Consider the following 16127-nt stretch of genomic DNA (forward strand, 5'->3'; position numbering starts at 1 on the left):
GACGTTCCGCTAGAGTAGGACGTTGCCAGGCAAATCATTGTATGGATGCGATGACCCGATATTGAGACTGTGAGGTCTCTTTTTTTTATGTCGAAATTTATAGAAAGTGTTTGGAGCTAATGAATTGAGAAGTGGAAGTATTAAACTAAAAAAATAATAAAACTTCTTCAATAATATACTGAAGAAGTTTTTAATATTATCTCAAATTAATAATGAATACAACATTTTATTTTCATTAATATAAATATTTGATGGATCAAATTCATCGACATTATGTTTTAATTGTTCTAAATCTTGATGATTATTTAACTGAATGCCAATAATAACAGTACCAGTATTTTGAGAAGCTTTTTTTAGATATTCAAATTTAGTAATATCATCTTGAGGACCTAAAACATCATTAACAAATTCTTTTAAAGCTCCTGGACGTTGAGGGAAGTTTAAAATGAAATAATGTTTCATTTCTTCATATAAAAGTGAACGTTCTTCAATTTCTTTCATACGATTAATATCATTATTTCCACCACTGACTACGCATACTACAGTTTTTCCTATAATATTGTCTTTATAAAATTCAAGAGCTGATACACTTAATGCACCTGCTGGTTCTGCTACTATTGCTTGTTTAGAGTACATATCTAAAATTGTAGAACATACTGCACCTTCATCAATTTGTAAGTAGTCGTTGACGTATTGTTTGACAATATTAAAGGTAATATCACCAACACGGGCTACTGAAGCGCCATCAACAAATTTATCTATATGTTCTAAAGTTACAACTTTATTTTGAACTACTACAGATTCATACATACTACTTGCTCCGGCAGGTTCGACGCCAATGATTTGTGTATGTGGACTATGTTCATGCATATATGTACTTACACCGGATATTAGACCTCCGCCTCCAATAGCTGCAAAGAGATAATCAAATTGAATCATTTCTTTTTTTGCTTCTAATAAAATTTCTTTTGCTAATGTCCCTTGACCAGCGATAGTATAAATATTGTTGAATGGATCAATAAATGTCATATGATGCTCATCTGTATAAACTAAAGCTTCTTTTAAACAATCATCAAATGTATCACCAGTTAGAACGATTTCTACATTTTCTGCACCAAAGAATTTAACTTGATTTACTTTTTGAAGAGGGGTTGTCACTGGCATAAAGATAACAGCTTTTAAATTTAATGCTTTAGCAGTATAAGCTACTCCTTGGGCATGATTACCAGCGCTTGCGCAAGTAATACCTTTTGATTTAGCTTGTGTGTCTAATACTGAAATAGCGTTATAAGCACCACGCAATTTAAATGAGCGTACCCATTGCAAGTCTTCTCTTTTTAAATAAACATTACAATTATATTTTTGTGAAAGATAATGATCATATTGTAATGGTGTTTCTTTCACCACATCTTTTATACGTAAATAAGCTTCGTCTACATCAGTAGCTGTTACCGTTGTCTTTAAAACCATTTGTTATCATCCTTACATTGTTTTCTCATATTTCTCTATTAATTCTTCATATTTTAATGTAATAGCAATATCATCTAATCCATTTATAAGTTTATCTTTCCAAGTTTCATCTATATCAAAGTGGAAAGATTGATTATTTGCTGACACAGTTTGATTTGGTAAATCAACCGTTATATTATTTTGATTGGCTAGATATTTTCTAGATTGTTCATTTAAAACAATAGGTAACATTCCATTTTTTGTACAATTCATATAGAAGATATCGCTAAAACCACCAGCAATAATAATATTAAAGCCAAAATCTTTTAAAGCCCAAGCAGCATGTTCACGACTTGAACCACAACCAAAGTTGTCTCCAGTAATAAGAATTGAAGCACCTTTATATTTTGGTTTGTTTAGATTAAAATCTGGGTTATCTGATCCATCAGGTAAATAACGCCATTCATCAAAAGCAAAGGGTCCAAAACCAGTTTTAGTAATTCGTTTAAGATGAACTTTTGGAATAATTTGATCTGTATCAATATTATCGTTAAACAAAGGGACTACTTTACCTGTGTATTGGGTGATAGGCTGAATATCCATTACTTATACAACCACCTTTCTTACGTCAACGAATTTACCATTTATTGCTGCGGCTGCTGCCATGGCTGGAGAAACAAGATGTGTACGTGCACCTTTACCTTGCCGACCCTCAAAATTTCGATTACTTGTTGAGGCACAATGGACACCTTCTGGTACTTGGTCAGGATTCATTCCTAAGCACATGGAACATCCAGGTTCTCTCCATTCAAAGCCTGCTTCTTTAAATACTTTGTCTAATCCAAGAGATTCTGCTTCTTTTTTTACTGTACGTGAGCCAGGAACAACAATAGCAGTAATTTTAGGATGTACTTTTTTTCCTTTTACGATATGGCTTGCTTCTATCAAATCTGATAGGCGAGCATTAGTACATGAACCTAAAAAGACATAACCTAAATCGATATCTTCTGCTTTTTGACCAGGTTTCAGTCCCATATAGTTGTATGCCCGTTCATCATTAATATTTTGAATTTCTGGGAATGGAGAACTAAAATTTACACCCATCTCTGGATTTGTGCCCCATGTCACTTGAGGTTCTAAATTTGTTACATCAAGTGTAATCACTTTGTCAAAATGAGCGTTTTCATCTGAATATAGTTTCTGCCATTCTCCAATAGATTGATTAAAATTTTGTGCATATGGACGACCTTTGATATATTCAAATGTAGTTTCATCCGGTTGAATAATACCGTATTTAGCTCCACCTTCAATGGCCATGTTACAAATTGTCATTCGACCCTCCATGGATAGTGATTGAATTGTTTCTCCAGTAAACTCAAGTGCATAGCCTGTTCCGAAATCTACACCATATTGATTGATTAAATGTAAAATAATATCTTTAGCATACACACCAGGTTGTAATTTACCAGAAACTTCAATTTTAAGATTTTTAGGTTTTGTTTGCCATAATGTTTGAGTTGCAAAAACATGTTCTACTTCACTTGTTCCAATGCCAAAAGCAATAGCACCAAATGCCCCGTGAGTTGCTGTATGTGAGTCACCACATACGATTGTCTTACCTGGTTGTGTTAATCCAGTTTCAGGGCCTACCATATGAACGATACCCTGCTCATCGGAACCCATATCAAAAATATGTACCCCAAAATCTTTGGCATTTTTCTGTAAGGTTGTAATCTGTTTATTAGCAATTTCATCTCTAATATTAAATATATCGATTGTAGGAACATTATGATCAAGAGTTGCAAAGGTTAAATCTGGACGTCTAAGTTGTCTTTTTTGAAGTCTTAATCCTTCAAAAGCTTGAGGAGAGGTCACTTCATGTATAAGATGCAAATCTATGTATAAGAGTTGAGGTTCGCCTTCTTTACCAGTTAAGACATGTTTATTCCAAACTTTATCAAATAATGTTTGAGCCATTATTTATGTACCTCCCTTTATTGATAACTTTTTTTAAGTAACTCAAAGATTTCTGAAGTTTTATAGTGTCCTCCAAGGTCTTTTGTTGTTTTACCAATTTTAATTAAATGATATACAGCATCTTCTAATTCTTCTGCTGCTACACTTTGATTTAAACTTTCTCTTAAACACATTGCTAGTGACAATACCATTCCAAATGGATTAGCAAGATTTTGATTAGCAATGTCAGGCGCTGAGCCATGAATAGGTTCATAAAGTCTAGTACCATGTTCACTAAAACTTGCCGAAGGGGATAAACCAAGTGAACCAGGTATTACTGAAGCTTCATCACTTAAAATATCACCAAAGAGATTTTCAGTAACAATGACGTCGAATTGTGAAGGATGAGTAATCAAATGCATACTACACGCATCAACGAGTAAATGATTTAATTCGATGTCCGGATAAGACTTGCTTACTTCAGTAACAGTTTTTCTCCAAAGTTTACTTGAAGCAAGGACATTCTCTTTATCTACAGAAGTTACTTTTTTATTACGAGTACGTGCTAATTCAAATGCAACTTTAGCAATACGTTCTATTTCAGCTTTAGTATAAATAAGAGAATCTAATGCTTCAGAATGATTAATATGTCTAGGTTCACCAAAATAAATGCCACTCGTTAATTCACGAACTATAACTAGGTCTGTATGTTTAACACGCGCTTCTTTTAAAGGTGAAAATTGACTGGTACCTTCAGTCACTTTAGTAGGACGAATATTAGCAAATAAGCCTAACTTTTTACGTAACGCTAATAATCCTTGTTCTGGACGATTATTAGGATCTGTCCATTTTGGTCCTCCAACTGCTCCTAATAAAATCGCATCTGCTTCTTGACAGGCAGAGAGTGTTTCATTAGGAAGGGGAGTGCCATGTGTATCAATGGCGGCTCCTCCAAAATCATAACTTTTTAAATTATAGGTGAAATTGTATTTCTTACTTATTATTTCTAATAGTTCCAAACTTCCATTTAAAATTTCAGGACCGATGCCATCTCCGGGTAAAGCAACAATTTTATATGTCATTATTTATTACCTACTTTCTCTAAATCTTGGGCAATATATTTAGCATGAGCTTCCACATATGCTTTACAAGAAGCTTGAAGTATATCATGATCGATACCTATGCCATTAACATGTTGATTTTCAATAACAAGCTCAACATGAACCTCAGCTTGTGCATCTGTACCTTCAGTAACTGAATCAATTCTATAATCGATTAGTTCACTATCCTTTTTAAAAATACGATCAACAGCATTGTAAATTGCAACAATTGATCCTGTACCAATGCTTGAGTCTTGATAAATATGACCTTTTTTATCTTTAATGACAACAACAGCACTTTGTAGACCATTTGAAACGTATTGTAATTGTAAAGTTTCTACTTGATAAATTGCATTTTGTTCATGTTCAGAACCTTGAATCATCGCATGAATATCTCGATTAGATACTGATTTTTTCTTATCTGCTACTGCTTTAAATTGTTTGAATAACTCGATTTGTTGTTTAGGTTCAATGTCATAACCTAACGTTTTAAGTTTTTCAGCAAAAGCATGTTTACCAGAAAGTTTGCCTAAAGGTAATTCATTTTTACTTATTCCAACAAGTTGAGGCGTCATGATTTCGTACGTTTCAGGATTTTTAAGAACACCATCTTGATGAATACCTGATTCATGACTGAAAGCATTTTGACCAACAATTGCTTTATTTCTTGGAACTCGAATGCCTGCATATCTAGAAATTAATTCTGAAGTCAATTTAGTTTGCTCTAATTTTAATTTTGTTTCAATACCATAATGATCTTTGCGAACGTATAGTGCTAATGCAATTTCTTCTAATGCAGTATTACCTGCACGTTCACCAATACCATTTACAGTACCTTCAATGCGTTTCGCACCATTTTCAATTGCAGCTAAGCTATTTGCTACTGCCATACCCAAATCATCATGACAATGTGCACTATAAATAATTTCTTTTTCTGATTTAACATTTGTAATAAGAGATTTAAAAATGGCACCATATTCACTTGGATAGCTATATCCAACAGTATCTGGAATATTGATTATTGTAGCTCCAGCATCAACAGCTGTTTGAACAGATTTTATAAGGAATGCTTGATCTGTTCTTGATGCATCTTCTGGTGAGAATTGTACTACATCGAATAATGATTTAGCATAACTGACATGTTCTTTAATTGATTCTAAGACTTCTTCTTGAGTCATTTTTAGCTTATGCTCTAAATGGATGGGGGAAGTAGCAATAAATACATGAACACGTGGTTTAGTAGCACATTTTGTTGCTTCATATACTGCATCAATATCAGATTTTTTACATCTTGCTAATCCACACACTGCAGTGGTAGTTAATGCTTTAGAGATTGCTTCTACTGATTTAAAGCTTCCAGTACTTGAAGCGGGGAAGCCTGCTTCAATAACATCGACTCCCCATTTTTCAAGTTGCTTAGCAATACTTAAACGTTCATCAAATGAAAAATTCACACCAGGTGTTTGCTCTCCATCTCTTAACGTTGTATCAAATATTTGAATATGGCTTTCCATTTTTAACATCTCCTTACATTTTATTTTTGAATGCTTTTAGATTTAATGAATGGCATCATTTTTCTTAGTTCACGACCCACTGCTTCAATTTCATGACCGTGTTGTTGTTCACGCAATTCATAAAATTCTTTAAATCCATTTTCGTTATCTTTAACAAAGCGATTAGCGAAATTACCATTTTGAATATCTTTAAGTACTTCTTTCATATTGTCTTTAACATCTGGAGTAATGACACGTGGACCAGATACGTAGTCACCAAATTCAGCAGTATTTGAAATTGAATAACGTACATTTTCCATACCGCCTTCATACATTAAATCAACGATAAGTTTCATTTCATGTAGTACTTCAAAATATGCTAATTCTTTTTGATATCCAGCTTCCACTAATGTCTCGAAACCACTTTGAATCAGTTTATGAATTCCCCCACAAAGTACAGCTTGTTCACCGAATAAGTCAGTTTCAGTTTCCTCTTTAAATGTTGTTTCAATAACACCAGCACGTGTAGCACCAATACCTTTTGCATAACTTAAAGCAATGTCACGTGCATGACCTGTAGCATCTTGTTGAACACCAAATAATGCTGGCACAGCTGAACCTTCAACAAATGTACGTCTTACTAGATGACCAGGACCTTTAGGTGCTACTAAGAAGACATCTACATCTTTAGGTGGTTCGATGACGTTAAAATGAATATTAAATCCATGTGCAAAAGCTAATGCATTACCAGCTTCTAAATTTGGAGCAATTTCATTTTTATATACATTACCTTGAATTTCATCAGGAAGTAATACCATAATAACGTCTGCTTGTTTAACTGCTTCAGCCACTGGATAAACATCTAATCCATCTTCTTTAGCTTTATTAAATGAATTACCTGGACGAATACCAACTCTTACGTCGTAACCGTTATCTTTAAGGTTTTGAGCATGTGCATGGCCTTGAGAACCGTAACCGATAATAGCGATTTTTTTACCTTGTAGTGCATCTTTTTCTACTGATTGATCATAATAAACTTTTGTCATAATACTTTCCTCCATTAGTTAAAAAATTTAAAAAATTCCGAATATTGAAAAGGTAATAATTAACTTCATGATGTTAGACATTAAATATGATAATTGATGTAAAATGCTAGCGCATCATCTAAGAATTAATCATTCACATCTTCAATATTAATAACACTGACTTGTTTTTTTAATTTAGTAATTAAAATTCGATATACATCTTCATCCTCAATATGAACTTTGATTGTCATATCAGATATGCCATCTTCACTAGCAGGTTTTACATATAATTCATTGATATTGTACTGTAATCTTACAAAAGCACTTGTGATTCGATTTAACGTACTGACTTGGTCAGCTACTTTTAATTTTAAAGTTCGGTTCATTCTAGACCCTCCATTTCATGATTAGCTTTACCACTAGGAATCATAGGGTTTACAGGTTCCGCTGGAGAAATTCTTACTTCAATTAAAGCAGGACCTTCATAATTAAAAGCTTCATCTAATTGCGCTTTTAATTTATTAGGATGATCGATTAAGAAGCTTTTAACACCGTAAGCTTCAGCCATTTTAATAAAATCTGGTTGATCATTAAAAACAGAATGTGAAAAACGTTGATTAAAGAATTTATCTTGCCATTGTTTTACCATTCCTAATGTACCATTGTTAATTAAAATAATTTTTACATTTAGGTGATATTCAGGTAATAACGCCATTTCTTGATTGGTCATTTGGAATCCACCATCACCTACAAAACAAACAACTGTTTTATCTGGAGCTGCGAGTTGTGCACCAATTGCTGAAGGAATACCGAATCCCATTGTTCCTAATCCACCACTTGTAACCCATTGACTATGATGTTTAAAAGGATAAAATTGTGCTGACCACATTTGATGTTGACCTACATCTGTAGTGACGATGGCTTCACCATTTGTGATTTTACCAATATATTCAATGGCTTCTTGTGGACGACAAAATGTATCATTAGCTTCTTTGTATTTAAATGGATGTTTTGATTTATTATCTAAACAATGGTCTACCCATTCTTTGTATGTAGCATGACTTTGATGTTCAGTAACTAATGCTTCTAATACTTTTTTACAATCTGCAACAATTCCAAGTGTTGTAGGAATCACTTTATTAATTTCTGATTCATCAATATCAATGTGTACCACTTTAGCGTTTGGTGCGAATTCGTTAGGATTACTAGCCAAACGATCATCAAATCGACTACCTAAATTAATGAGTAAGTCACATTCAGTGAGTGCCATGTTACTTGCATAAGAGCCATGCATACCGCCCATACCAAGGAAAAGGGGATTTTCATATGAAATAGCACCTAGACCTAATAAAGTTGTAACAACAGGAATTTGATGTTGAGTAACAAATTCAGTTAATAAAGCATTTGATTTTGAGTGATTGATACCTGCTCCAGCTAAAACGACAGGTTTTTTTGCATGATTTAAATATTGAGAAAGTTGTTGAATATCTTCTTTATTTGGATTTTCAGTTACTTGATATGAAGGTAAATGAACCTCTTCTTCAAGTGGAGCAGAAGAAGTTAAAACACCCATATCTTTTGGGAAATCAATGACTACAGGTCCTTTACGTCCAGTATTTGCTAAATAAAATGCTTCGTGAACAATTCTAGGGATATCATCTACATGTTTAACTTGGTAATTAGCTTTTGTAATTGGCGTTGTCATTGATAATAAATCAGCTTCTTGGAATGCATCTTTACCAATACCAGGGGTTGCCACTTGTCCGGTAAATACGACTAAGGGTAGAGAATCACAATAAGCATCAGTAATACCAGTGATAGCATTTGTAGCTCCAGGACCACTTGTTACGACGACGACACCTGGTTTGCCTGAAACACGTGCGTATCCTTCAGCGGCATGGGTAGCACCTTGTTCATGACGTGCAAGAATATGTTTAATTTTTTCATCATAAAATGTATCGTATAATGGTAAAACTGCGCCACCTGGATATCCAAAAATGAAATCAACATCTTCGTGTACAAGTGCTTCTACTAATAAGTCAGAACCGCTTCGAGTTGTAAGTGTTTCAGTTTGTTTATTACTTTCCTTTGTTTTTGACATATTTATCGCTCCTTAAATTTAAATAAGATTTTCTGGGACTTGCATAATACCACCCGTATTTGCACTGGTTACTAAAGCAGTGTATCTTGCAAGATAACCTGTTTTTACTTTAGCTTTAAAAGGCTCAAGTTCTTCTTTACGTTTATACAATTCTTCTTGAGGCTGATTAACGTCTAAAGTTCGATTTACTAAGTCAATAGTAATTTCATCACCATCTCTAATCAGACCAATAGGACCTCCTGAGGCTGCTTCTGGTGAAATATGACCTACAGCGATACCACGAGTGGCTCCAGAAAAACGACCATCCGTAATTAAAGCAACATCTTTTCCTAAACCTCTTCCGACGATAGATGATGTAGGAGCTAACATTTCTGGCATACCCGGACCTCCTTTAGGTCCTTCATATCGAATGACAACTACGTGACCTTCACGAACTGTTTTATTATCAATTGCTTCTACAGCTGCATCGTGTGAATCAAAGCAAATTGCTTTTCCTTTAAATACTTTAATTGAAGGATCAACACCACCAACTTTAATTACTGCACCTTTAGGAGCAATATTACCGAATAAGACGGACAATCCGCCTTCTTTATCATATGGAGCATCTAAAGAATGAATAACATCGAAATTTTTAATCTCTTTACCTTGGTTATTTTCTCTTAATGTTTTACCAGTAACTGTTAGTCGATCTGGATGTAGGGTTCCTTCTTTTTTCATTAATTCATTAATGATTGCTGGACATCCGCCAGCTTCATGAACATCGTGCATAGAATAAGAAGAACTTGGTGCAATCTTAGATAAATAAGGCGTTTTTTTAGCAATTTCATTAATTCTTTCTAAGTCATATTCAATTCCAGCTTCATTAGCAATTGCTAATGTATGAAGTACAGTATTTGTTGAACCACCCATTGCCATATCTAAAGCAAATGCATCATCAATTGCTTCTTTCGTAACAATATCACGAGGTTTAATGTCATTTTTTATATTTTCTACCAATTGAAATGCTGCTTGTCTAATCATTTCACGACGTTGATCGCTTACTGCTAAAGCTGTACCGTTGTAGGGAAGTGCTAATCCTAAGACTTCCATTAAACAATTCATAGAATTTGCTGTGAACATTCCTGCACATGATCCACATGTTGGACAAGCATTTTGTTCCATATCTAAAAATTCTTCTTTAGTAATTGAACCTTCTTTAAAAGCTCCGACTGCTTCGAACATAGACGATAAAGTTAAAGCTTTTCCTTGAGCAGATAAACCAGCTTTCATTGGACCACCTGAACAAAAGATAGCAGGGACATTCGTTCTAACAGCTGCTAATAACATTCCAGGTGTAATTTTGTCACAGTTAGGAATATAAAATACACCATCAAACCAATGAGCATTGATAACAGTTTCAGCCGCATCTGCAATAATTTCACGTGACGGTAAGGAATACCTCATACCAATATGTCCCATTGCTATTCCATCATCGACACCAATTGTATTAAATTCAAAAGGAATTGCACCTGCTTCACGAATCGCTTCTTTTGCAATATCTGCTAATTCTCTTAAATGAACATGTCCGGGAACGATATCGATATATGAATTACAAATTGCTACAAAAGGCTTATTCATGTCAGTAGGACTTTTAAGTGCTCCTGTCGCGTGTAATAGGCTTCTTGCTGGTGCTTGATGATCACCTTTTTTTATCATGTCACTTCTCATTTATTCATTCCCCCATAAATTACTAATTATTAAAATAAAAAAACGCCCCAATAAAGTTGGGACGTTTTTAAGTCCCATTCAATGAGAAATAGGACTTAAACATTTAGTAAATTAAGCTACTAAAGTTCCAGCCCTGAAGAGTATAATAAAATAATTAAATTTTCTAGTGGTGACAGTGAATATGTAAATGATTGCATGGTATTATACTCCTTTCTTGAATGGGTGATTATTTGAATAGTTAGAATTGTTTAAAAATTTGATAAATTTAATTTACACTAAACAGATATTAAAGTCAATACTCTTTTTAGAATTTTCTAACAATTTAGAAGAATGATTTATATTTTATTAATGAGAAATTTTTAGTAAAGTTTGTTACAATTATTAAGTTAAATTTAGATGAAATAACGAAGTGTAAAATAAACATGAGGAGAGAGAACAATACATGATACCTATCAAAAATTTAGATGAGATGGAACATTTTGCTAAAATTTTAATGAAGCATGTTGGTTCAAAAGATGTTATTTTATTGAATGGAGATTTAGGTGCTGGTAAAACAACGTTGACTCAATTTATAGGTAAATATCTAGGAGTAAAGCGTAATATTAATTCTCCTACGTTTAATATCATAAAATCATACAAAGGTAAGGAGTTAAAACTTCATCATATGGATTGTTATCGCTTAGAAGATTCAGATGAAGATTTAGGATTTAATGAATACTTTGAAGATGACGCTGTTACAATAATTGAATGGAGTCAATTTATACAGGAGTTCCTTCCGGAAGAGTATTTAGTGATTAATATTACGACTATAAACGAAAATCAACGACAAATTAATATAGCAGCAAAAGGCTATCATTATACTAAAATAAAGGAAGAGATAGACAATGAACTTACTGTTAATTGATACTTCAAATCAACCCATGTCAATTGCTTTGATGAACGATGATGAGGTTTTAGCAATAAAAACAACAAATAGTAAAAAAGATCATTCGAGCCAACTTATGCCTAGTATTCAATCCTTATTTAATGAATCGAATTTAAAAAAACAAGAATTAGATGGGATTGTTATTGCAAAAGGGCCTGGCTCTTATACAGGAGTGAGAATAGGCGTTACTGTAGCGAAAACATTAGCCTATGCTTTGAATACTAAATTATATGGTGTATCATCGTTAAAAGCATTAGCGGCTACTATAGATACGAATGATAAAAGAATTATCGTACCAATATTTGATGCTCGTCGCGAAGCGGTATATACAGGATTATATCAATATGAAAACAATCAATTAAATACAATTGAAAAAGACCAATATATTTCTTTAGAAGCGTTGCATAAAAAACTCAATGATTTAAATCAACCTTATGTGTTTGTAGGAGAGGACACGGAAAAATTATCTGAATTACTACATGGAGATATTGAGGCTAAACTGCCTAATGCAACTGTCATGAAACACTTGATTCATCAACCTGAGAACATTCATACGTTTGTACCAAATTATATAAAATTGTCAGAGGCGGAACGTAATTGGTTAAACCAACAGAAGAACAGTTAACCATTAGAGCGATGCAAGTCGATGATGTACCAAGTGTTTTCGATATTGAGAGAGAAAGCTTCAACGATAGTTCATGGACCATCGATGCATTTTACCATGAACTAAATGAAAATAACTTTGCAAAATACTTTGTTGTTATTTTTCAAGAAGAAATTATTGGATATTTAGGATTATGGATAGTAATAGATCAAGCTCAAATTACAACAATAGCAATCAAAGAATCATTCAGAGACTATGGATTAGGTCAGCTATTACTTAATTATGTGATGGACTATGCTAGGCATACTTGTGATGTGATGAGTTTAGAAGTGAGAATTACGAATGTGATAGCTCAACATGTATATAAAAAATTAGGGTTTCAATATGGCGGTAAAAGAAAAAATTACTATGGAGAAGGCGAGGATGCATTAGTGATGTGGGTGAATTTAAATGAATAGAGACATATTAATATTAGCGGTTGAAACAAGCTGTGACGAAACAAGTGTAAGTGTTATAAAAAATGGAAATACGATTTTATCTAATATTGTACTTAGTCAAATAGAAAGTCATAAACGTTTTGGGGGAGTAGTCCCTGAAGTTGCAAGTAGACATCATGTAGAGGGAATTACGACTACAATTGATGAAGCGTTATCTTCAGCTAATGTTACTATGGAAGATATCGATGCCATAGCTGTTACACAAGGACCTGGATTAATAGGGGCACTTCTAATAGGAATTAATGCAGCAAAAGCTTTAGCATTTGCTTATAATAAGCCAGTCATTCCTGTTCATCATATTGCAGGACATATTTATGCTAATCATCTTGAAGAACCGTTAGTCTTTCCTTTAATAGCATTAATTGTTTCGGGTGGACATACAGAACTCGTTTATATGAAATCACATTTAAATTTTGAAGTAATTGGTGAAACACGAGATGATGCTGTAGGAGAGGCTTATGATAAGGTAGCAAGAACAATTGGTTTATCATATCCAGGAGGCCCAGCTATAGATGCACTTGCTTTGGAAGGAAAGGACACATACCATTTTCCTAGAGTATGGCTTGAAAAAGATAGTTATGATTTTAGTTTTAGTGGATTAAAAAGTGCAGTGATTAATAAGTTACACAATCAACGACAAAAAAATGAAGACATAAAAAAAGAAGATGTTGCTACCAGTTTCCAAAATAGTGTTGTCGATGTATTAAGTACAAAGGCTATTAATGCTTGTAAAGCTTATCATGTTGAACACCTTATTGTAGCTGGCGGAGTAGCTAGTAACAAAGGATTAAGAGAACGATTAAATCATTTGTGTAAAGAAAATAACATTAAACTTTCAATACCTAATTCAAAGTTATGTACAGATAATGCTGCTATGATTGGTGCTGCTGGATATTATTACTATAAAGCTGGTGTAACTTCATCTCTAGATTTAAATGGAAAAAATAATATAGATATTGAAGATGTAACAGTTGAATAATAAAGTAAAAAGTAATTGAACTTAAAATCAAATAAGTTTCAATTACTTTTTTATTTAATTAGGTTAATATATTGACTTATGATATATGTCAATAGAGAACGTGTGTACTTATCAACAAATAGTTAATATCTTGTGGATAAAAAGGGGGCAAAGATGTGAATATAGTTTAAATGTTGTGTAAAAGTTATGTGAATTATTATCGTTCGCGTTGTGGATAACTAGGATAAGTTCGTTGATAACTGAGATATCAGTATTTTAGTTGTTTATAAATTTGTGAATGAAATAAATAAAAAACTAGTAAAAATTTGATACTTTTACTAGTTTTCTTAGATGTATTAAATTTTTTCTTGTAATTCTTCCCATTCAGCCATAACATTCTCTAATTGTTGTTCGATACTTAATTTCTGCTCAGCAAGTTCATTTGCCTTAATAGGATCATTAAAAATATCAGGCTGAGTCAATTGTTGATCAATTTGAGTAATGTGTTCTTCATATTTTTCGATTTGTTCTTCACATTGCTCAATTTGACGCTCAATTTTTCGTAATTCTCTCTTATATTGTTTTTGAGAAGCATATGTATTAGTCGTTGACGAATCGGTGTCTTCTAAATCAAGCGTTTCATCTTTATTGTTTTCCGCTTCAAATTCCTTTAACGCAGAAGCTTCTTCTGTTTTCTCAATAAAATATTGATAGTCACCTAAATACAGTTGACCGCCATCTTTATTTAAATCAAATACTTTATTTGCTAGTTGATTAATAAAATATCGATCATGGGAAACAAATAAAATTGTACCTTCAAAATCTTTTAACGCTTGTTCTAACATTTCTTTAGAATCTATATCAAGATGGTTAGTAGGTTCATCGAGTATCAAAACGTTATCGCGTTGTAACATAAGTAAAGCTAATTGCAAACGTGCTTTTTCGCCCCCTGATAAATCATTAATAACTTTTTTGACGTCATCTTGAACGAATAAAAATCGTCCTAAAACAGCGCGGACATCTTTTTCATTCATCATAGGATATTGATCCCAAACATAATCTAATATTGTTTTATTAGATTTGAATTCTGCTTGTTTTTGATCGTAATATCCTATGTTTAAATTAGCACCATAAGTAATTTCTCCACCTAATGCTTTTTGACGATTTGCAATTGTTTTGATAAGGGTAGTCTTTCCAACTCCATTAGGCCCAATAATAGCAATATGGTCTCCTTTTGTAACTTCAATATTAATAGGAGCAGTGATAGGGGATTGATAACCTACTTCTAGATTACGGATATGCATCACATCATTGCCAGTATTTCTATCAAACCCAAACTGGATATTAGCACTTTTAGCATCCATCATTGGCTTATCGATACGTTCCATTTTTTCTAATGTTTTTCGACGACTTTTAGCCATACCGCTTGTTGAAGCCCGAGTAATATTTTTTTCCACGAAAGTTTCAAGACGTTTAATTTCTTCTTGTTGTTTTTCATATTCTTGCATTCTTAATTCATAGTATTTATCACGTTGAGTAATAAATTGCTCATAATTACCTACATAACGCTTCACATTTCCTAAAGCAACGTCATATATTTGAGTTACAATTTTATCTAAGAAGTATCTGTCATGACTAATAATAATGATGGCACCTTTAAAATATTTCAAATAATCTTCTAACCACTTAGTTGTTTCCAAGTCGAGGTGGTTTGTAGGTTCATCTAATAGTAATAAATCTGGCTCACTTAAAAGCATCTGTGCTAAAGATAAACGTGTTTTTTGTCCGCCACTAAAATCATTAATGGGTTTATCAAATTCTTCTTCAGTAAAGTTTAAACCATGCAATACTGTTTTAATTTTACTTTCATATTGATAACCTTCAAGTTGTTCAAATTGATTAGATAATGATTCATAACGCTCCATATGTTGTTTATAATCTTCTGAATCATAACTATCAACGTGAGCGGCTAACCAATCAGTTTCATCATTAATAAGCGTTTCCATATGCTTAATATGTTCAAATGGTTTTGACATTTCTTCAATTACAGTAAGAGAAGAATCAAGTGTCATTTGTTGAGTTAAATAACCAATACGTAAATTCTTGATTTTTGAAATATGGCCACTATCATAATCTTCAACACCTGCAATAATCTTCATTAACGTTGATTTTCCAGCGCCATTTCTTCCTACTACGCCAATACGTTCTCCAGTTTTAACTTCAAAATTAACATGATTAAATATATCTTCACCATCAAACGATTTTGAAATATCATTTAATTGTAAAAGTATCATTCAAGTTTCACCTTTCTA

Annotated in this window: 14 protein-coding genes; 4 read left to right on the forward strand and 10 right to left on the reverse strand. The window is 33.0% G+C overall.

Annotated elements, in window-relative coordinates:
- Nucleotides 1-201: 201 nt before the first annotated feature.
- The 9 genes from ilvA to ilvD all read right to left on the reverse strand — a co-directional run bounded on the left by ilvA (nucleotide 202) and on the right by ilvD (nucleotide 10831).
- Complete coding sequence (ilvA, locus tag CD034_RS00370) at nucleotides 202-1470, reverse strand: threonine ammonia-lyase IlvA (protein ID WP_002448279.1); 1269 nt, start codon at nucleotides 1468-1470, stop codon at nucleotides 202-204.
- A gap of 12 nt (nucleotides 1471-1482) precedes the next feature.
- Nucleotides 1483-2052, reverse strand: a complete 570-nt coding sequence (leuD, locus tag CD034_RS00375; RefSeq protein ID WP_002448274.1) for a 3-isopropylmalate dehydratase small subunit — start codon at nucleotides 2050-2052, stop codon at nucleotides 1483-1485.
- Between the two features lie 3 nt (nucleotides 2053-2055).
- Nucleotides 2056-3426, reverse strand: a complete 1371-nt coding sequence (gene leuC / locus CD034_RS00380; RefSeq protein WP_002448264.1) for a 3-isopropylmalate dehydratase large subunit — start codon at nucleotides 3424-3426, stop codon at nucleotides 2056-2058.
- Between the two features lie 17 nt (nucleotides 3427-3443).
- On the reverse strand, nucleotides 3444-4487 hold the full coding sequence (gene leuB, locus CD034_RS00385) for a 3-isopropylmalate dehydrogenase (protein ID WP_002448270.1): 1044 nt from the start codon (nucleotides 4485-4487) through the stop codon (nucleotides 3444-3446).
- Nucleotides 4487-6019 (reverse strand): 2-isopropylmalate synthase, encoded by a 1533-nt coding sequence (locus tag CD034_RS00390; RefSeq protein ID WP_103288020.1) that lies wholly within the window; start codon nucleotides 6017-6019, stop codon nucleotides 4487-4489. Before CD034_RS00390 ends, leuB begins: the two co-directional genes overlap by 1 nt.
- Before the next feature lie 20 nt (nucleotides 6020-6039).
- Complete coding sequence (ilvC, locus tag CD034_RS00395) at nucleotides 6040-7044, reverse strand: ketol-acid reductoisomerase (protein ID WP_002455079.1); 1005 nt, start codon at nucleotides 7042-7044, stop codon at nucleotides 6040-6042.
- Nucleotides 7045-7169: 125 nt separating this feature from the next.
- Nucleotides 7170-7409, reverse strand: coding sequence for an ACT domain-containing protein (locus tag CD034_RS00400; RefSeq protein ID WP_002448278.1), 240 nt, complete (start codon nucleotides 7407-7409; stop codon nucleotides 7170-7172).
- A complete protein-coding gene (ilvB, locus tag CD034_RS00405; RefSeq protein WP_049431146.1) occupies nucleotides 7406-9124 on the reverse strand; it encodes a biosynthetic-type acetolactate synthase large subunit in 1719 nt (572 codons plus the stop codon). The genes CD034_RS00400 and ilvB overlap by 4 nt, the downstream gene beginning before the upstream one ends.
- An 18-nt stretch (nucleotides 9125-9142) precedes the next feature.
- Nucleotides 9143-10831, reverse strand: coding sequence for a dihydroxy-acid dehydratase (gene ilvD / locus CD034_RS00410; protein ID WP_002448260.1), 1689 nt, complete (start codon nucleotides 10829-10831; stop codon nucleotides 9143-9145).
- Between the two features lie 442 nt (nucleotides 10832-11273).
- On the opposite strand from ilvD, the gene tsaE reads away from it, so the two are divergent.
- The 4 genes from tsaE to tsaD are packed head-to-tail and all read left to right on the forward strand — an operon-like array spanning nucleotide 11274 to nucleotide 13836.
- Nucleotides 11274-11735 carry a tRNA (adenosine(37)-N6)-threonylcarbamoyltransferase complex ATPase subunit type 1 TsaE gene (tsaE, locus tag CD034_RS00415; protein ID WP_002448263.1) on the forward strand — a complete coding sequence of 154 codons (462 nt, stop codon included), beginning with the start codon at nucleotides 11274-11276 and terminating at the stop codon, nucleotides 11733-11735.
- The gene (tsaB, locus tag CD034_RS00420) at nucleotides 11716-12381 is read left to right on the forward strand and encodes a tRNA (adenosine(37)-N6)-threonylcarbamoyltransferase complex dimerization subunit type 1 TsaB (protein ID WP_002448261.1); all 666 of its coding nucleotides are present in this window, start codon (nucleotides 11716-11718) and stop codon (nucleotides 12379-12381) included. Before tsaE ends, tsaB begins: the two co-directional genes overlap by 20 nt.
- Nucleotides 12382-12392: 11 nt before the next feature.
- Nucleotides 12393-12818, forward strand: coding sequence for a ribosomal protein S18-alanine N-acetyltransferase (gene rimI / locus CD034_RS00425; protein WP_369963310.1), 426 nt, complete (start codon nucleotides 12393-12395; stop codon nucleotides 12816-12818).
- The gene (gene tsaD, locus CD034_RS00430) at nucleotides 12811-13836 is read left to right on the forward strand and encodes a tRNA (adenosine(37)-N6)-threonylcarbamoyltransferase complex transferase subunit TsaD (RefSeq protein WP_002448271.1); all 1026 of its coding nucleotides are present in this window, start codon (nucleotides 12811-12813) and stop codon (nucleotides 13834-13836) included. Before rimI ends, tsaD begins: the two co-directional genes overlap by 8 nt.
- A gap of 335 nt (nucleotides 13837-14171) precedes the next feature.
- Here the strand turns inward: tsaD and CD034_RS00435 are convergent, their stop codons facing one another.
- A complete protein-coding gene (locus CD034_RS00435; RefSeq protein ID WP_002448285.1) occupies nucleotides 14172-16109 on the reverse strand; it encodes an ABC-F family ATP-binding cassette domain-containing protein in 1938 nt (645 codons plus the stop codon).
- Between the last annotated feature and the right edge of the window lie 18 nt (nucleotides 16110-16127).

It is taken from the genome of Staphylococcus hominis subsp. hominis (assembly GCF_002901845.1).
Lineage (GTDB): Bacteria > Bacillota > Bacilli > Staphylococcales > Staphylococcaceae > Staphylococcus > Staphylococcus hominis.